An 18,980-nucleotide genomic window follows, 5' to 3' on the forward strand; every position below is an offset into this window, starting at 1 on the left:
AAACAAAAAGCCCGACAAGTCGGGCTTTAAACCATAGCGGGCACAGCAGCTACGCCCCTGCAAAGAGCACGTTTAGTTGCTGGTATCCAGCTCTGGGAAGCTCTTCACCAGCTCGTCGATGGCTTTCATCTGCACCAGGAACGGCTCCAGCTTGTCCAGCGGCAACGCAGACGGGCCATCACACTTGGCACTGTTTGGCTCTGGGTGCGCTTCAATGAACAGCCCCGCCAAGCCAACCGCCATACCCGCACGCGCCAACTCGGCAACCTGCGCACGACGGCCGCCGGAAGCTGCGCCAAACGGATCACGCGTTTGCAGCGCATGGGTGACGTCAAAGATCACCGGATGACCACCGGTCACATTTTTCATCACGTTGATGCCCAGCATGTCGACAACCAGGTTATCGTAGCCAAAGTTACTGCCGCGATCACACAAGATCACCTGATCGTTACCGCCTTCCTTGAACTTGTCGACGATATTACCCATTTGCCCAGGGCTAACGAACTGTGGCTTCTTGACGTTGATCACTGCGCCGGTCTTGGCCATTGCTTCCACCAGGTCGGTCTGGCGAGCCAGGAAAGCGGGCAACTGGATAACGTCAACGACTTCGGACACGGGCTGCGCTTGTGAAGCTTCGTGCACGTCAGTGATAGTTTTCACGCCGAAGGTTTTTTTGATTTCTTCGAAGATTTTCATCCCTTCTTCCAGGCCCGGACCGCGGTACGAATGGATAGAAGAACGGTTGGCTTTATCAAAAGAGGCTTTGAAAACGTAAGGGATACCCAGTTTCTGCGTCACGGTGACGTAGTGTTCGCAGATGCGCATCGCCAGATCGCGCGATTCCAGCACGTTCATACCGCCAAACAGCACAAACGGCAGATCGTTCGCTACGTTGATGTCACCAATGCTAACCACTTTCTGTTTCATGCTTTCGCCTTTGTTGATGTTAAATCAAATGAATTAATGCAGCGTAACCTGTTTCGGTTCAATCGAGTGGATCTGTATTTTGATCACTTCGCTGACCGGATCTTCAGGACACTGTTCGACAAAATAGTTAAGATCGGAAATGGCGATATGGTTGCATTCCAATTGGGCGTAAATCAGCCCACGATCGCGAATTTCGTAAGGATCATCAGGATCGAAGCACAGCACCGTTTCGCTGGCGCGCAGCGCCATTTCCATCTGTTTTTCTTCCATCAGGGCAGCTTTCAGCGTATCGAGCATCTTACGCACCACCATGACGTTTTCTGACTCATCGAGATCGTCGTCTTCCAACTCGGCGGCCAGACCTAGGTTGCCCTTGATCCACACTTCCAGTTGGTGTTCGTTCAGCGTCTCGCCGTTCAGCGGATTAATCAGCCACATTTCGTCATCCAGCCAGTCTGCTCGCAGGATCAACTGAGTGGGGAAAATCACCGGCAACAGCGGTAAACCCAAGTGCGCGGCAATATGCAGGAAAATGGTGCCAAGTGAAACTGGCGTCCCCTGCCGTCCTTCCAGCACTTTATCCAGCCAGATAGCGTCAGACAGACGATACACGCCGCTGGCACCACCAAAACCCCAGGTTTTGAAGAACAATTCAATGAGCGCGTCCAGTTGCTGTTCCTGGCTGAGATCCTGCGGCACCGCCGCTCGCGCGTCGTCGACCAGCTGTTGCAGCTTACGTTCGACCTCGACGGCGGGGAAATCACGCCGTACGGACTGCGATACCAGGATCACGCCCTCGCTCAGCAGCGAGGTGTTAAATTCAAAATCAGCAATGCTACTCATAAGTATCCCATCAGAAACGGTATTTTCGTCGTGGCAAGTTTAATTATCAGGTACAAACAACCCAACGCCAACACAAACGCCAGTGTGCGCAGGTTCTGGCTTTTGGTCTTTTTGCCCAATGCGACGTAGCCAAGCAGGATATAGATAATAACGCCAAACACCTTTTCGGTCAGCCATGAGTCCATACCCAACAGCGGATAAAACTTGAACATCACGACCAACGCAATGCCACTGACGAACAACACCGTATCATTTATGTGCGGTGTTATCTTCACCCAGCGCTTGTTCATCATAGCTGAATTGCGCCACTTCCAGAAGAAACGCAATACAAACAAGACAATACTGATGGTTACCGTCAACAAATGCAGATGTTTTAACGCCGAGTAGACTGCCATATTGCTTCCTTTTATTTATTCGCTGTGTGCTTATACCCGCCGTCTTTCACGCTGCGGCGTTGTTATCTACATTCACGCATCCCGGTGACTTGCCTGAGCCAACATCAGGAAACGATCGAAACTTGCTGCCAGGTAATACCGTGAAAGCCAGAGGCCAGCGTTTTGTTGGTTTTCAGTTACTGCTGCGGCCATTGACCAAACGTCACCCGATCGTTGTCACCGTAATCACGGCGCGTGGCGATCGAAATAAAACCGGCGGCATGCAGCAACGCTCGTACGCTCTCACCTTGCTGCCAGCCATGTTCCAGCAAAAGCCAGCCCTGTGGCTGCAAATGCAGTGGCGCCTGTTGCACAATAGCGGATAAATCTGCCAATCCATGCTGCTGTGCGACCAGCGCACTGCTAGGCTCAAAACGCACGTCGCCCTGTGCCAGGTGTGGATCGGCTGCGTCAATGTACGGAGGATTGCTGGCAATCAAAGCGTACGTTTGGCCTGCCAGGGGCGCAAACCAACTGCCTTGAAGAAATTGCACATTGCCGATCGCCAGCTTCTGCGCATTATGCTGTGCCAGCGCCACCGCCTCAGGCTGCAAATCAACGCCCGTCACGCTACAGTCCGGGCGTTCGCTGGCCAACGCCAGCGCAATGGCGCCAGTGCCGGTACCGAGATCGAGGATGGTGCAAGGGGACGGTGGTAGACGCTCCAACGCCAGTTCTACCAAGCATTCGGTGTCTGGACGAGGGATCAGGGTCGCGGGGGATACCGACAGCGGCAGAGACCAAAACTCCCGCTCGCCGATCAGATACGCCACCGGCTCGCCGCGTTCACGGCGCACCAGCAGCCTTTCCAACTGTTCCTGCTGTTGATGCGTCAGCAGCGTTTCACCAAACGCCATCAGGAAGGTTCTGGCCCGGCCCGTCACAAAACCCAATAGGATTTCGGCATCACGCCGGGCGCTTTCACTTTGCGTCAGACGGGCAACCGCCGCCCTCAGCCAAGATTGATAATCCATTACTCGGGCTCTGCGGACAGCGCAGCAAGCTGGTCGGCCTGGTATTCCTGCACAATCGGCTGGATCAACATGTCCAGCTTGCCTTCCATGACCTCATCCAGACGGTACAGCGTCAGGTTGATACGGTGGTCGGTCACTCGCCCCTGAGGGAAGTTGTAGGTCCGGTTGCGATCGGAACGGTCGCCGCTACCCAACAGGTTACGGCGCGTTGATGCTTCCGCCTGCTGACGCTTGGCCATCTCGGCAGCACGGATACGTGCGCCCAACACCGACATCGCCTTGGCTTTGTTTTTGTGCTGTGAACGCTCATCTTGGCATTCCACCACAATGCCGGTCGGCAAGTGAGTAATACGGATTGCCGAGTCGGTGGTGTTAACGTGCTGGCCGCCGGCACCAGAAGAACGGAAGGTATCGATTTTCAGATCGCCCGCGTTGATCTCTGGCAGTTCCGCTTCCGGCACGGCCGGCATGACAGCCACGGTACAGGCAGAGGTATGAATTCGCCCCTGCGACTCGGTTTCCGGTACACGCTGCACGCGGTGACCACCTGATTCAAATTTCAATTGGCCGAAAACGCCGTCGCCAGAAACCTTGGCAATCACTTCTTTATACCCGCCATGCTCACCTTCGTTGGCGCTCATGATCTCGACGCGCCAGCGACGCGTTTCGGCATAACGGCTGTACATACGGAACAGATCGCCGGCAAAGATCGCCGCTTCGTCACCGCCGGTACCGGCACGGACCTCCAGGAAGCAATCGCGCTCGTCATCGGGATCTTTCGGTAAGAGCAGCAGTTGCAACTGCTGCTCCAGCTCTTCCGTCGCCGCCTTGGCCTGCTTCAGCTCTTCCTGCGCCATTTCGCGCATTTCAGGATCGTCCAGCATCATTTCCGCCGTTGCCAGGTCGTCCTGCACCTGACGCCATTCCAGGAAACAGCGGCTAACGTCGGTCAGCTGTGCATATTCGCGCGATAACGCGCGGAACCGATCTTGGTCGGCAATAACGCCGGCATCGCCGAGCAACGCCTGCACTTCTTCATGGCGCTCTTGTAACGCTTCCAGTTTGGCAACAATAGAAGGCTTCATGCGTGGTATTAAACCCTGTTAAAAGAGAAAACTAATGCTGATCCAGCCCGAGGCTGTCGCGTAATAATTGCAACCGCTCCACGTCGCCATCGCCGGCGGCCTGTTGGAGGGATTTGGTAGGGGCATGAATAAGGCGGTTGGTCAGCCGGTGGGCCAGTTCGTGAATAACCTGTTCCACGTCGGCGCCTTGCGCAATGGCAGCCAAGGCTTTGGTTTCCATTTCTGCACGGATCTGATCGGCCTGCGAACGGTAATCGCGGATGGTTTCCACCGCGCCCTGTGAGCGCAGCCAGGCCATAAAATTGGTGCTTTCCTGCTGAACGATCGACTCCGCCTGCACTGCCGCGGCCTTGCGCTGCGCCAGATTGCTTTGAATGATGGCGTGCAGATCGTCCACGCTGTACAAATAGGCGTTAGCCAGTTTGCCCACTTCGGGTTCTATATCGCGAGGTACGGCAATATCCACCAACAGCATCGGTTGGTTACGGCGCGCTTTTAGCGCCCGCTCCACCATCCCTTTACCGATGATCGGCAGCGGGCTGGCGGTAGAACTGATAATAATGTCGGCGTCCGCCAAACGTTCGTCGATCTCCGGCAGCGTAATGACTTCTGCGCCGACTTCATCCGCCAAGAGTTGGGCACGTTCGCGGGTACGGTTAGCGATAATCATGTGCCGTACTTTGTGCTCGCGCAGATGACGCGCCACCAGCTCTATCGTCTCGCCTGCGCCGACAAGCAGCACATTCAGTTCAGCAAGCGATTCGAAGATTTGTCGTGCCAAAGTACAGGCGGCGAAAGCCACGGATACGGCACTGGCACCAATTTCAGTTTCGGTGCGCACGCGTTTGGCAACAGAGAAGGATTTTTGGAACAGACGTTCAAGCTCACCGGACAGTGACTGACCGCGTTGTGATTCAGCAAAGGCTTTTTTTACCTGCCCGAGGATCTGCGGCTCACCCAGTACCAACGAATCCAACCCACTGGCCACACGCATCAAATGGCTAACTGCGTCATTACCGTGGTGCCAATACAGGCTTTTACTCACTTCTTCCGGGCGCAGATGGTGGTACTCACACAGCCAGGCAACCAGCTGTTCGTGAATATGTTCCTGTTGTTCCACGCTAAGGTAAAGCTCGGTACGGTTGCAGGTAGACAACACGACACCGCCCTGCACCAACGGTTGTTGGAGCAAGCTGGTCAGCGCCTGTTCGATTGACTCTGGAGAGAAGGTCACCCTTTCACGCAGAGAAACCGGAGCGGTTTTGTGATTTATACCTAACGCCAGCAGGGTCATTGCTTCGAGTAATACTTCTTTTGGTACGGGTTCTCGTTGAACGGCATTCTACTTGATGCGCGGGATCAATAAAAGTCACAACCGCATCTTCCGTTCAATCGCTGAAATAGTCAGCACCAATTGATTAATCTATAATAAATACAGCAGGATAAATAACAATTTGACGACATATCATACTGAATTTTAGTGCAGCATGCGATATTGCGCACAGTATTCGGTAAAACATACACCCTGAGTATACCGGTAGCGATCAAACATCCGGTGATTACCAGCCCAAAGTGCCGCAACGAAAGCTAGGATCTAAAAGGAATGAGACCTGTTGGCAAAAAACATGTTTAGCCTGAAGGTAGAAAAATGCAGAGCCCGCAAAGCATAACAACGAAATAATAATCCGTACTGAAAGCTTCATACTCGTGTGTCCTCCCGGCGATAAACACTCACATCATACCCTTCACGACATCAACTAAACGCCAACGACAAGCGATCGGCTGCCCAGAGATATTCTTGTGTTCGCAGCGGCAGGGTTGAGTGATTGTGTTAATCTTAATAGCAAACGCTGCGCATAACCCCGAGCCACATCGCCCTGACAAAGCCGGGAAGATTCAACGCGATGCAGCAAAAAATTGACTCGCCTGCGCAGCCCCGCTAGCGTAAACGGTGATACCACGGTTTCGCTGTGCGTGCCCGTAAGGACAAAAGGACAAGAGAAAGTGAAAGTTATGCCAATCCGCAAAGTTAGTTTGCTACGCCTGATCCCGCTGGCCAGCCTGGTTCTGGCTGCCTGTACCACCACCAAACCGTCCGGCCCGGCAACCAGCCCAACGTCGCCGCAGTGGCGAGCCCATGAACAAGCGGTGCAACAGCTTGATCAGTATCAGACCCGTGGTTCTTTTGCCTATCTGTCAGACCAGAAAAAAGTCTACGCTCGTTTCTTCTGGCAACAGTATTCACCTGAACGTTATCGCCTGCTGCTGACCAACCCGCTTGGCAGCACTGAGCTTGATCTCAACGTACAGAAAAACGTGGTGCAGTTGACGGATAACCAAGGCAAACGCTATGTCAGTGACAATGCCGAAGAGATGATCCGCAAACTGACCGGCATGGCCATTCCGCTGGACAACCTGCGCCAATGGATGCTCGGTCTGCCAGGTGAAGCCAACGACTTCAAGCTGGATGACCAATACCGTTTGAACTCGCTGAGTTACCAGCAAGGCAGCCAGACCTGGACCGTGGACTACCAGGATTACAACAACAACCTCACACCACAGTTACCAAGCCGCCTCGAGCTGAAACAGGGTGACCAACGCATCAAGCTGAAAATGGATAATTGGACACTCAAATGATCCGTCAGTGGCCAGCACCCGCTAAACTCAATTTGTTTTTATACATCACTGGGCAACGCGCCGACGGTTACCACCTGCTGCAGACGCTGTTCCAATTTTTGGATTACGGCGACACGCTGACCATCGACGTGCGGCAGGATGAACATATCCGCCTGCTGACGCCTGTCGAAGGCGTGCCGGACGAACAAAACCTGATCGTCCGTGCTGCACGGTTATTGCAGCAGTATTGCGATCGCCACGAACTGAACACCGCCCCGCGCGGTGCCGACATCAGCATCGAGAAACGCCTGCCGATGGGGGGCGGGCTCGGCGGCGGCTCCTCCAATGCAGCCACGGTATTGGTGGCGTTGAACGCACTGTGGCACTGCGGCTTGAGCGATGACCAATTAGCGGAACTGGGGCTGACCCTCGGTGCCGATGTGCCGGTTTTCGTTCGGGGTCATGCCGCGTTTGCCGAAGGTATTGGTGAACAATTACAACCGGCGAACCCGCAAGAAAAGTGGTATTTGGTTGCCCATCCGGGCGTCAGCATCCCTACCCCCGTCATTTTTGGTGATGCCGATTTAAAAAGAGACACCCCGGTTCGCCCGTTAAATGTGCTGTTACAGGCAACTTACGCAAATGATTGCGAACCAATAGCAAGAAAACGTTTTCGCGAGGTTGAACAGCTTGTTTCTTGGCTGTTAGAATACGCGCCGTCACGCCTGACTGGCACAGGTGCTTGTGTGTTTGCTGAATTCGACACAGAAACCGCCGCCCGTCAGGTGTTAAATCAAGCCCCGGAGTGGATACGTGGTTTTGTAGCGCGTGGCGTTAACGTCTCTCCACTACATCGCATTCGTTCCGGGCAGATTGAGCCGTAGTTCTCGTTTCGCTGCGCAGAGTCGTTCACACCTGGCCCTGTAATCCCTGCGCCGCTGCGGTTCAAATTGTTTTTTTACACACCCGTATGATATTGCGCCGGCGTCGCTAACTGCCCCTTAGCGGAGGCCGAATGACAATATCTTCTCTGGACGCATGCCTGAGGTTCTTCTCGTGCCTGATATGAAGCTTTTTGCTGGTAACGCCACCCCGGAACTAGCACAACGTATTGCCAACCGTTTGTACACCAGCCTTGGTGACGCCGCTGTAGGTCGTTTTAGCGACGGCGAAGTGAGCGTGCAAATCAACGAAAATGTACGCGGCGGTGATATTTTCATCATCCAGTCCACCTGTGCCCCTACCAACGACAACCTGATGGAACTGGTTGTTATGGTAGATGCCCTGCGTCGCGCCTCCGCAGGTCGTATTACTGCTGTTATCCCTTACTTCGGTTATGCCCGCCAGGATCGCCGCGTGCGTTCTGCTCGTGTGCCAATCACGGCCAAAGTTGTAGCCGATTTCCTCTCCAGTGTAGGGGTTGACCGCGTTTTGACGGTGGATCTGCACGCTGAACAGATCCAAGGCTTCTTCGATGTTCCGGTAGATAACGTGTTCGGTAGCCCGATCCTGCTGGAAGACATGCTGCAACAGAATCTGGAAAACCCAATCGTGGTTTCCCCAGATATCGGTGGCGTAGTGCGCGCCCGCGCTATCGCCAAACTGCTTAACGATACCGATATGGCTATCATCGATAAACGCCGCCCACGTGCGAACGTTTCCCAGGTGATGCACATCATTGGTGACGTGGCAGGCCGTGACTGCGTGCTGGTCGACGACATGATCGACACCGGTGGTACCTTGTGTAAAGCAGCTGAAGCGTTGAAAGAACGCGGTGCCAAGCGCGTATTTGCCTACGCGACACACCCGATCTTCTCCGGTAACGCTGTGGAAAACATTCGCAACTCGGTGATCGATGAAGTGATTGTCTGCGACACCATTCCGTTGTCACCAGAAATCAAAGCACTGAAAAACGTACGTACTCTGACGCTGTCTGGCATGCTGGCTGAAGCCATCCGCCGTATCAGCAATGAAGAGTCAATTTCTGCAATGTTCGAGCATTAATCACTTCTCTTTTCGGTGCGGCACCCTGCCGCATCGTCTTGATGAGTTGCCCGACAGCAGAAAAAGAAAAACCCGTTGGTGCATATGCAGCAACGGGTTTTCTACGGGTAGTCGAACATGACCTTAGACCTTAATGCGTGGCAGGTGTCCTTTGCCTAATGCTAGCTCCCTTTTATCTTTTTAATCAATGTGACGGACGATGATTATCGTTACGGCAACGTTTATCAAAGTGTTTTACCCACCAGTAGCGATCAGCCACCTGCTCACGACCGCCAATACGGGCACCGACCAGCCATAGCAACGCCCCCACGAAAATACTCATGATTGCGCCATGGGCGAAAAATTGCGGTAAATTGAACTGAGATACTTCAGCAACAATGGTGTATCCGACGCCGCCGACCATCACGATCAGCCCCAGCCCCATAAAAAAGTTGCCCATTCTGTCCGCGTTTCTGCGTTTCATATGCCACCTCCATAGTGCCATTTGCCAACTGGGATAACTCATTAACTGGTTAACCCACTTTGATAAGTTGAGTATAGCCTCTGACCCGGCAAGATGATTGAGGAAGTGATCACAAATGGTAAAGAAAACATGACAAATCTTTACCCTATACGAGTCATTAGCTAACAAATTGAATGGTTCCGCTAATGAATTAATCTTTCTTCTCGCGATAACCGTACATCGGTGCTGAGTATGCATCAGGATTTTGTCATTCGGTGTGTGGACAGGTAGACTAATGCCCTTTCCAATAAGTCGATCAAAGCGAATCCCCCAGTGAGCAGTATTAAATTGATAGTCGGCCTGGCGAATCCAGGCGCTGAATATGCCCAGACGCGCCACAATGCCGGTGCCTGGTACGTCGATTTACTGGCCCAGCGCCATAATCAGCAGTTGAAGGAAGAGAGCAAATTCTTCGGCTACACCGCCCGTCTGAATCTGGCGGGCAATGACGTACGCCTGCTAGTGCCCACCACCTTTATGAACCTCAGCGGCAAAGCTGTGCTGGCCATGGCCAATTTCTACCGCATTGAGCCAGACGAAATCCTGGTGGCGCATGATGAATTGGATATTCCACCCGGTGTCGCAAAAATCAAACTGGGTGGTGGCAACGGCGGCCATAACGGACTGAAGGATATTCAGAACAAGTTTGGCAATAACCCGAATTTCTACCGCCTGCGCATCGGTATTGGTCACCCGGGCGATAAAAACAAAGTGGTGGGTTTCGTGCTTGGCAAGCCACCGGCCAGCGAGCAAAAAATGATTGATGAAGCGATCGATGAAGCGGCGCGTTGCACCGAGCTCTTGCTGACGGACGGATTGGAAAAAACCGTTCGCCGCTTGCACAGCTTCAAGGCGCAGGCCTGATAGTGAACAATTGCAGCGGGCATCGCGCCCGCTGCTGGCTGCGTTAGGTTCTCAATTTGAAGGTTTCTTCGCCAACATTCGCGTCATCGGTTTGGTAACCTTCCTCAGCCACGTAATATTGGGGATCGTCCAGTTCGTGGCTGCAAAACGGGCCAGCTTGTTTCAACAGGCGTACGCAGTCGCTGCTCAAATGACGTAGCCGAATCGATTTCCCCGCCGCCAAATAGCGCGCCGTCAGCTTATCAATCGCCTCCACCCCGCTGGAATCCATCACTCGGGTACCGGCAAAATCCAACACCACATTTTGCGGGTCGTTTTTGGGTTCGAACAGTTCGGCAAAGGCCGCTGTGGAACCAAAGAACAGCGGACCGTCCAACTGATATACCGCAACCTCGCCTTCCACCTGATGCTGACGCACACGAATACGCGCCTGCTGCCAGGCAAACACCAACGCCGAGATAATCACCCCACTGATCACCGCCATCGCCAGATCGGTAAAGATAGTAATCAGGGTGACCAATAGCATCACCAACGCATCCGCTTTCGGCATTCGGCGTAAGCGGCGCAGCGAGCTCCATTCAAAGGTGTTGTAGCACACCACCAGCATCACTCCGGCCAGTGCCGCTACCGGCAACAGGCCGATATAGCCCGACAGGCTGACGACAAAAAGGATTAACAGCACCGCACCGACGGCACCAGAAATGCGCCCGCGACCGCCAGAGGTGAAATTGATGATCGATTGACCAATCATCGCGCAACCGGCAAAACAGCCAAACAGGCCACATACCGCGTTGCCTGCGCCTTGGGCGATACTCTCACGGTTGCCATTGCCTTTCTTGCCGCCCATTTCATCAAGCACTGTCATGGTTAGCAGCGATTCTATCAATCCCACCAGTGCGATAACCACCGCGTACGGCAATACCACTTTCAGCATTTCCAGGTTGAACGGCGCCATCGGCAAGCTGAAATGCGGCAACGCCCCGGAGATATCCGCCAGATCGCCCACCCGCAGGGTATGCAGGTTAAACCCAATAGCCAGAGCCGAAACCACAATCAGCGCCGCTAACGAGGCTGGAATAACCCGCGTTAACCGCGGGAATAACACCACCACCAGGATCGCCAGAGCCACCAGTCCGTACATCAGCAGCCCCTGCCCTGCAATCATATGCAATTGTGCCAACATGATGACGATCGCCAGGCCATTCACAAAGCCGTGGATAGCAGGCAGTGGCACCAGCCGTATAAACTTACCAAGACGGAACACGCCGATCAGAATCTGGATAACCCCGGCGAAAATCGTCGCCCACAACACATAGGCCATACCCTGTTGTGCAGCCAGGCTCATCAATACAACCACTATCGAACCCGCTGCGCCCGAAACCATGCCCGGCTTGCCACCAAACAGTGCGGTCACCAGACCGATAATAAATGCGGTGTGCAATCCGACGATGGGGGAAAGCCCGGCGACCAGTGAAAAGCCGACCGCCTCAGGTATCATTGAAACTGCCACGACAAAGCCCGCCAGAACCTCGTTCTTGACGGCTGACAGCCTGAAATTGTTCAGGTTAAACATGGAATAATCACTTCTGACAGATAAAACACATTCCCGCAGCACGGGAAGCAGAACCGCATGGCGCGGCTAACCTCAGGAGGGAGTAACTCAGGGTGGACTGGGCAAGAAGTACATCCGACACGTTTCCTGTAGGTTAATCAGAAGTGTCAGTATGTGTAAATGTGATCTAAATCTCAATAAAAAACCGACTGGGTTGCCGCACTTCACCGCCCGTTCGCGAAAAAAACGCCATGGCATCGTCCGTTTTGCGGCCCATTGAATTGCGTGTGCTGATGAAAACGGCCAACTGAATTCTCAAGCCAAATCGCACTCTTACCTTCATCCTGGGGTTAATGACGTGCAGAAAGGCCCCTCTGAGGCAGCCAATAGATTCACATTCATCACCCACCCTCTAACTTTCAACGGAAATGAATAAGAAAATGACGACAGTAATAACGGCAACAGCGGAAATATAAAAATACAGAACCCATTCGTGATATTAGAATCAAGATGACTGACCAAGAATAATTAGAAAATTCAATTTAAAATAACACCGCAGGCGATATTTAATAATTAAAAAACAACTTGATCAGATAACGAAAAACGTCCAACGACTCTCATAAATGTTATGTGTAAGCTGTATTCGGTGATTGCAAAACCACGGGCCAACGATAAATGCAACAAAGCACGCTAATAGGCCAATGCTCAGGAAACACCGCATTCCGCAATTCCAATTTTGGCAAATCAAGGCCCATCTACAAGGCGGAACCCGCTTGGCACCGCCAACACAACCGATGACAGGTCCCTGTTGAGGCTGATTGCCGGTTAAAAAACAGGCCAGGCGTAGTCGAACGTCAATCACTCACCGGCTGTATCACCCCATTTTCCTGTGATACACAGCCAGATCGAGAAAAACGGTCATTACGTGTATAATGGCGCCATTATTTCGTCCTTTATGCAGTGGGTTAAACCTAACCGGCTGATAGTTAAGATATTTAAGGTGAGAACAACATGGGATTCAAATGCGGTATCGTCGGCCTGCCTAACGTAGGCAAATCCACCCTGTTCAACGCGTTGACCAAAGCGGGTATCGAAGCAGCCAACTTCCCGTTCTGTACCATTGAACCTAACACCGGTGTGGTACCGATGCCCGATCCGCGTCTGGACCAGCTGGCCGAGATCGTTAAGCCTCAGCGCATTCTGCCAACCACCATGGAATTCGTTGACATCGCGGGCCTGGTTAAAGGTGCGTCCAAAGGTGAAGGCCTGGGCAACCAGTTCCTGACCAACATCCGTGAAACCGAAGCGATCGGCCATGTGGTTCGTTGCTTTGAAAATGACAATATCATTCACGTAAACAACAAAGTTGACCCGGCTGATGACATCGACGTCATCAACACCGAGCTGGCACTGTCGGATCTCGACACGTGCGAACGTGCTATTCACCGCGTGCAGAAAAAGGCGAAAGGCGGCGACAAAGACGCGAAAGCCGAACTGGCCGCACTGGAGAAATGCCTGCCACAGTTGGAAAACGCCGGTATGCTGCGTGCGCTGGATCTGTCCGAAGAAGATAAGGCAGCGATCCGCTACCTGAGCTTCCTGACGCTGAAACCAACCATGTACATCGCCAACGTCAACGAAGACGGCTTCGAGAACAACCCATACCTGGATAAAGTGCGTGAAATCGCGGCGGGCGAAGGCTCGGTAGTGGTTGCCGTATGCGCCGCAGTAGAGTCAGACATCGCCGAACTGGAAGACGAAGACCGCGCAGAATTCATGGCCGAACTGGGCCTGGAAGAGCCGGGCCTGAACCGCGTGATCCGTGCCGGCTACGAGCTACTGAACCTGCAAACCTACTTTACCGCCGGTGTAAAAGAAGTTCGTGCCTGGACCATCCCTGTTGGCGCCACCGCACCGCAGGCAGCCGGCAAGATCCACACCGACTTCGAGAAAGGCTTTATCCGCGCACAGACTATCGCTTTTGAAGACTTCATCACCTACAAGGGTGAGCAAGGTGCCAAAGAAGCCGGCAAGATGCGTTCAGAAGGTAAAGACTACATCGTTAAAGATGGCGACGTGATGAACTTCTTGTTCAACGTCTAAGCCCCAGCCTCAAACTCAAAAAACCACGCTCCGGCGTGGTTTTTTCTTTTCATATTGCCTGGCAGGATCTTATGACAATATCCGCAAACACCGGGTATCAGCTCTTGAACATGTCATGCCTTTCTCAATAAAAGCAGCCACAATGCGAGTACGGAAAACACGGCATATATCGCCATAAAAAGGAAAATAGAGGCTAATAACGCGCTAAAAACACCCATTTTATCCGCCAGCCAACCTGCGGCCAAAGGCGTGGCATTGAACAAATAAACGATAAAGTAAAACTTTGATACCGCATGCCAATCCGGCGCCGCCAAAGACATTTTATTCACCAAAATGGCGCCCCCCACAAAAACCGCGCCATACGAAAAGCCGGACAACGCCAGGCTGATTGCGGCACTCAAAACAGAGCCGTCCTCCAAAGCCATCGTCATAATCACCATCGAGAAAACTTGCGCAATCAGCCCCAGTATCAAAGAGAACTCAGGCTTCAAAAAACGCGGGAGCGTCAACTGCACCACGCCGGCAACCAACAAATAACTCGTGGCGATATAGCCAAAGTAAGCGGATGACTGAAGCCCGAACACATCAATTGCCGTCGTCGGCCCCAGAGAAAGGATTAATGCGGCATAGGACCAAGAGATGAATACACACAACGCAAGCAGGTAAAAGTGGGTTTTACTAAAGTCAGCGCCATTATTTTCTGTCGCTTTCGCCCCCTCTGCACTGGCGCTTGGTGGCGTATGCTTCGGCCAAAAAATAACGATGGCGAGAGCGGATAAAGAAACAAGCGTGGCGATGGTCACCGACGGCGATGCGAGGGGATAAAACGCCAGCTGAGAATAAACGCTGCTGATCATCGGCCCCAACGCCAGGCCGGTCACCAACGCCAAACTGCCCAGTTGTGCGGCGCGTTTTGCACTGTCACCCTGGCTGAACTTAATCAACAGCGTGTTAATTATCGCTGTCACCATTCCAGCGCCCAAACCGGAAATAAACCTGAAAGCGCAGAGCGCGTGTAACGAACCGGCAAATGAAAAGCACAGCGTTGGCACCACCACAACCATCAGCGAGGCAACCAGCATTAATTTGGCATTTTTACCGGTTATGTTGAGCTTCCGTGATAGAAACAGTGCCAGCAGCACGCCAAACCCGTATGAAGAAAAAATGAATGTCAGGTCGATATTACGCAGTTCAAAGGTTTCTTTATATAATGGATATAACGGCGTAGGAGAGCCACTGTTCAATAAGATAAAAAACAAAGCGGCCGTTAGCGCCGCCAATATGCCCTTATGGCCTCGGGTTATCTGAGAATAAGTCATAATACCACCGTTATTGAAAACCCAAAGGGTAGCACCCTGCAAGACCGTGAACTTTCGCCCCCGCACTTTTTTTCTTATCATTCGGACATTAAAGCCAAACAGCCCATTGAAAGACGGCCGCCAACACACATCATGTATTCACCCACGACAGCCGCAGGGCGGTATGTACAGACATGTCCAAAATAGCTATTATTCCAATAATAACTTTTATCAGAGCAGGTAATGATGGATCCGTTATCCGATATTGTTTCCAGGCTAAAAATAAGCAGTCAGAAAATTGTCACTTTTGACATGGCTATCAATACCAAAGCGCTGTTTCCAGAATATTCCGGCATGAAGATCTACATTGCCAAGAGCGGCTCGTTTTTCATCAAAATGGATGGGGATACAGCCACTTATCAAATTGACCAAGGCGATGTGCTGATTTTATCAAGCGGACGAGAATTCAGTATTTTCGATAACGCCAATGCCCCGTCTATCGATATAAGAAAAATCCACGTGATGAAGGACAGATCCTCTTACTTTACCAATGGAGGGAACGCTTTCTCATTTGTGGGTTGTCGATTCGTATTCCAAATCAACGACACCTTCCGCTTTATTACCAGTCTTCCTGAACCCATAGTGATCAAAACGCAAAGAGAAGAAAACGAGGGCATTAAGGATTTCTTGACCCGACTGTCATCGGAGATAGAAAAGCCGGGCCCCGGTGCAGAGTTAATCACAGAACATCTTTTACAAATCATTTTTACACAGGCGTTGAGAGTGCTGTTGTCCTCAGGCGCGCTTGGCCGTGGCGAGGGTTGGTTTTATGCGATGGCTGACAAAAATATCGGACTGGCACTGACCTGCATACACGATCAGCCGGGAAAGAAATGGCGTCTGGATGATCTCGCCAAAGTTGCCGGCATGTCACGCACTGCCTTTACCACAAAGTTCAGAAGGCTGGCCGGCTATAGCGTCAACGAGTATATCCGCGTCTGGCGGTTTAGCCTGGCCATCGAGCGAATGGTGACCAATAAAGAAAAAATATCCCAAATCGCATTTGATCTGGGATACGAATCGGAAAGCGCGTTCAGCACCGCGTTCAAAAAAAGCATGGGGGAATCGCCAAGAAGTTACATCAGTAACCATGTTCCCTGACGAACCAACGGCGGCACATCCCTGTGCATTTCTTATGCTGTTATGCTTTTTCTGCAAACCAGACAGCGGGGAGATCCGTCTGCAACGTTATTGTTTTAATTTGCGTGTAGGCATTGAGCGTTTCTTTGCAAAACTCTCGACCAATCCCGCTGTTCTTGTAGCCGCCGAAGGCGGTGCCATCGGTAATATTTGAATAACGGTTGATCCAAACGGAGCCCGCTTCCAGCCTGTCGGCGGTATCCATGGCGTTTTTCAGACTGGTAGTGTAGATCCCTGATGCCAGGCCATATTCGCTATCGTTAGCCTGCGCGATCATCTCTTCGTAATCAGACCATTTGATCAACGTCAGTACCGGCCCAAAAATTTCCTCCTGGCAAATACGCATCGTATTTTGCGCAGAAAAAATCGTAGGTTCGATGAAGTACCCTTGCTCGCAACCGGCTACGATGCGGCGTTTCCCACCGGTTAGCAACGTTGCTCCCTCATCAAGGCCCGTTTGTATATAAGCGAGCACCCGCTTGCCCTGTTTTTCAGAAACCAGGCAGCTGACGCGAGAGTGCTCCTCTAAAGGCGAACCTATACGAACGCGTTCAAAAGACGCCACCAGCTTGGCACAGAAACTGTCGTAAATATCTGCATGAACGAACAGCCGTGTTCCCGCCAGGCAAGACTGCCCATTATTGTGGATGGCGGCGAACGTCACGTTATCCACCACCGCATCAATATCGCTGATATCAGGGAACACAATATTGGGGCTCTTGCCGCCCAGTTCCAGCGTGACAGGCACCAGCCGTTCAGCCGCCGCCTTGGCGACCAGCTTGCCCACTTCCGTGCTGCCGGTGAAAGACAGCTTGCGCACCTTTTTATTGCCGGTGAGCGCCGCCCCCGCCACGCTCCCCAACCCGGTAATGATGTTGACGACGCCAGCGGGGAAAATCTTGGCAATCATCTTTCCCAGTTCCAGGGTCGAAAGCGAAGCGTTTTCATCGGCCTTCAGCACCACCGTATTACCGGTCACCAACGCCGGTGCCAATTTGAATGCCGCCATAATGGCCGGTGCATTCCAGGGAATAATCTGTCCACACACGCCAAGCGGCTCGCGCTTCGCCAGGCTGTAGCCATCTGCAATCCCCCTTCCGGTGTCCTCATGCCCCATGATCACCGAAGCAAAATAGCGATAGTGCCTGACCGCCGTTTGGTAATCACGGCGGACTTCACTGATACAACGGCCCACATCCTGCGCGTCGATGTGTGCCATTCTTTCCATGTCGCTTTCCAGCATATCCGCCAGTTGCAGCACCAGGCGTGCGCGGGCCTGTTGCCCTAACGCTTTCCATGCTGTGAAAGCGGCTTGTGCCGCCAGGACGGCGCGTTCAACATCCTGTTCGTTGCAGTAGTGCAAATCCGCCAGACGTTCTCCAGTCGAGGGCGAAATGACAGGATGGATGTCTGCGCCATCCAGCTCAAATACGTTGTTAATCAGGGGCCCGTAGGCTTTATTCAATTTCATATTCATTCCAACAAGCATTAATGTAAGCCGCCGCCGACGATCAGGTTCTCACCCGTCACCCAACCCGCCTCATCCGACGCGAGATAAGCCACGGCCGGCGCAATGTCCTCAGGCGTGCCAATCCGGCCCAGCGGCGTAATTGACTCAATGTGCGTTTTAAACCCGGTGTCAAAGAAGCCGCTGTCATGCACACCTTCGGTTATAACCAGCCCCGGATTGACCGCATTGACTCGAATATTTCGCCCACCGAGTTCATTAGCCAATGTCTTGGTGATTGAATCCACCGCAGCTTTTGACGCGGTATACACCAGCGAATTGGCTGGCGTAAACGAAGTTACGCTAGAGCTAATATTGACGATGCTGCCGCCAGATTCAGGCATAGCGGCAACCGCCGCCTTGCAGCAATAAATCAGCCCTTTCACATTCAGATTAAAATGTCTCTCATATTCGCTATCGCTGAACGCTTCCAGACTGTTCGTCGCATAAACCCCGGCATTATTGACCAATACGTCTAACCGGCCATATTGCTCGACAATTTCTTGAATCAACCCGTTAACTTCGGCTTCAATACCGACGTTAGCCTGCAACGGGAAAGCGACGCCGCCTTGCTCATTGATCGCTTTAACCAACCTATTGGCATCGTCTTGCCCACGGGAATAGTTAATGAAAACAACGGCGCCTTCTGCCGCCAGGCGTTTAGCAATCGCTGCGCCAATTCCCTTTGAACTGCCTGTAACCAGGGCTACTTTATTTTCAAAGCGTTTCATTAGTCATTCTCCTCGGTGTCAGTAAAATTCAGGGAGGAGATTACGTGGATCACGCGCAATGCTGCATAGCTGGACGAACATAAAACCTTATCGAACGAACAGCATTGTCAGCATGTAAATTGAGCGCCCGACAATAAACGCGCAATCAGAATGACAATCACAGGCGGTAACCATCCCCTGCTCTGCTTTACGATTTTTGCTGCATAGTTCTGCGAGTACGGAAATTAAGAGTTCGTCAGTTATCTCAATCCACGCCCCAACGTGGATTTTTTGTTTTAACCGATGATATTGATTTTGAGCCACGTCAGCGCAATAATATACAGCGTATAAATATGGAGCG

At 52.3% G+C, this 18,980-nt stretch carries 17 protein-coding genes; 6 read left to right on the forward strand and 11 right to left on the reverse strand.

What is annotated here, in order from left to right; translation table 11 throughout:
* Nucleotides 1-72: 72 nt before the first annotated feature.
* The 6 genes from kdsA to hemA form a co-directional block, all read right to left on the reverse strand.
* Entirely contained in the window at nt 73-927 is an 855-nt protein-coding gene (gene kdsA / locus AC2FCQ_RS04855; RefSeq protein WP_209632851.1) for a 3-deoxy-8-phosphooctulonate synthase, read from the reverse strand.
* Nucleotides 928-960: 33 nt separating this feature from the next.
* Entirely contained in the window at nt 961-1,770 is an 810-nt protein-coding gene (sirB1, locus tag AC2FCQ_RS04860; RefSeq protein ID WP_209632850.1) for an invasion regulator SirB1, read from the reverse strand.
* Entirely contained in the window at nt 1,767-2,165 is a 399-nt protein-coding gene (locus tag AC2FCQ_RS04865; protein WP_209632849.1) for a SirB2 family protein, read from the reverse strand. The genes sirB1 and AC2FCQ_RS04865 overlap by 4 nt, the downstream gene beginning before the upstream one ends.
* Before the next feature lie 176 nt (nt 2,166-2,341).
* The gene (gene prmC, locus AC2FCQ_RS04870) at nt 2,342-3,178 is read right to left on the reverse strand and encodes a peptide chain release factor N(5)-glutamine methyltransferase (protein ID WP_490307662.1); all 837 of its coding nucleotides are present in this window, start codon (nt 3,176-3,178) and stop codon (nt 2,342-2,344) included.
* Complete coding sequence (gene prfA / locus AC2FCQ_RS04875) at nt 3,178-4,263, reverse strand: peptide chain release factor 1 (RefSeq protein WP_037420465.1); 1,086 nt, start codon at nt 4,261-4,263, stop codon at nt 3,178-3,180. The genes prmC and prfA overlap by 1 nt, the downstream gene beginning before the upstream one ends.
* Before the next feature lie 31 nt (nt 4,264-4,294).
* Nucleotides 4,295-5,557 (reverse strand): glutamyl-tRNA reductase, encoded by a 1,263-nt coding sequence (gene hemA / locus AC2FCQ_RS04880; protein WP_209632846.1) that lies wholly within the window; start codon nt 5,555-5,557, stop codon nt 4,295-4,297.
* Nucleotides 5,558-6,276: 719 nt separating this feature from the next.
* Between hemA and lolB the strand changes: the two genes are divergently transcribed.
* From lolB to prs, 3 genes are all read left to right on the forward strand, one after another.
* On the forward strand, nt 6,277-6,900 hold the full coding sequence (gene lolB / locus AC2FCQ_RS04885; protein ID WP_490307663.1) for a lipoprotein insertase outer membrane protein LolB: 624 nt from the start codon (nt 6,277-6,279) through the stop codon (nt 6,898-6,900).
* Nucleotides 6,897-7,763 carry a 4-(cytidine 5'-diphospho)-2-C-methyl-D-erythritol kinase gene (ispE, locus tag AC2FCQ_RS04890; RefSeq protein ID WP_209632844.1) on the forward strand — a complete coding sequence of 289 codons (867 nt, stop codon included), beginning with the start codon at nt 6,897-6,899 and terminating at the stop codon, nt 7,761-7,763. The genes lolB and ispE overlap by 4 nt, the downstream gene beginning before the upstream one ends.
* 172 nt (nt 7,764-7,935) lie before the next feature.
* Nucleotides 7,936-8,883 carry a ribose-phosphate diphosphokinase gene (gene prs / locus AC2FCQ_RS04895; RefSeq protein ID WP_041414469.1) on the forward strand — a complete coding sequence of 316 codons (948 nt, stop codon included), beginning with the start codon at nt 7,936-7,938 and terminating at the stop codon, nt 8,881-8,883.
* A 184-nt stretch (nt 8,884-9,067) separates the two neighbouring features.
* Here prs and ychH read toward each other — a convergent pair whose 3' ends face one another.
* Nucleotides 9,068-9,346 (reverse strand): stress-induced protein YchH, encoded by a 279-nt coding sequence (gene ychH, locus AC2FCQ_RS04900; protein WP_037420452.1) that lies wholly within the window; start codon nt 9,344-9,346, stop codon nt 9,068-9,070.
* Nucleotides 9,347-9,658: 312 nt separating this feature from the next.
* Between ychH and pth the strand changes: the two genes are divergently transcribed.
* Nucleotides 9,659-10,249 carry an aminoacyl-tRNA hydrolase gene (gene pth, locus AC2FCQ_RS04905; RefSeq protein ID WP_061807756.1) on the forward strand — a complete coding sequence of 197 codons (591 nt, stop codon included), beginning with the start codon at nt 9,659-9,661 and terminating at the stop codon, nt 10,247-10,249.
* A gap of 43 nt (nt 10,250-10,292) precedes the next feature.
* Here the strand turns inward: pth and AC2FCQ_RS04910 are convergent, their stop codons facing one another.
* On the reverse strand, nt 10,293-11,822 hold the full coding sequence (locus AC2FCQ_RS04910) for a SulP family inorganic anion transporter (RefSeq protein ID WP_209632843.1): 1,530 nt from the start codon (nt 11,820-11,822) through the stop codon (nt 10,293-10,295).
* A 990-nt stretch (nt 11,823-12,812) separates the two neighbouring features.
* On the opposite strand from AC2FCQ_RS04910, the gene ychF reads away from it, so the two are divergent.
* On the forward strand, nt 12,813-13,904 hold the full coding sequence (ychF, locus tag AC2FCQ_RS04915) for a redox-regulated ATPase YchF (protein ID WP_209632842.1): 1,092 nt from the start codon (nt 12,813-12,815) through the stop codon (nt 13,902-13,904).
* A 113-nt stretch (nt 13,905-14,017) separates the two neighbouring features.
* On the opposite strand, the gene AC2FCQ_RS04920 is transcribed toward ychF, so the two are convergent.
* Nucleotides 14,018-15,304 (reverse strand): MFS transporter, encoded by a 1,287-nt coding sequence (locus AC2FCQ_RS04920; RefSeq protein ID WP_490307664.1) that lies wholly within the window; start codon nt 15,302-15,304, stop codon nt 14,018-14,020.
* 141 nt (nt 15,305-15,445) lie between these two features.
* Here AC2FCQ_RS04920 and AC2FCQ_RS04925 point away from each other — a divergent pair, with 141 nt between their 5' ends.
* Nucleotides 15,446-16,363 (forward strand): AraC family transcriptional regulator, encoded by a 918-nt coding sequence (locus AC2FCQ_RS04925; protein ID WP_245209693.1) that lies wholly within the window; start codon nt 15,446-15,448, stop codon nt 16,361-16,363.
* A gap of 40 nt (nt 16,364-16,403) precedes the next feature.
* On the opposite strand, the gene AC2FCQ_RS04930 is transcribed toward AC2FCQ_RS04925, so the two are convergent.
* The gene (locus tag AC2FCQ_RS04930; RefSeq protein ID WP_490307665.1) at nt 16,404-17,873 is read right to left on the reverse strand and encodes an aldehyde dehydrogenase family protein; all 1,470 of its coding nucleotides are present in this window, start codon (nt 17,871-17,873) and stop codon (nt 16,404-16,406) included.
* Nucleotides 17,874-17,890: 17 nt separating this feature from the next.
* Complete coding sequence (locus AC2FCQ_RS04935) at nt 17,891-18,640, reverse strand: SDR family NAD(P)-dependent oxidoreductase (protein WP_209632839.1); 750 nt, start codon at nt 18,638-18,640, stop codon at nt 17,891-17,893.
* Between the last annotated feature and the right edge of the window lie 340 nt (nt 18,641-18,980).

The sequence above is a fragment of the Serratia sp. CoH_134_PS_4 genome (assembly GCF_058190535.1).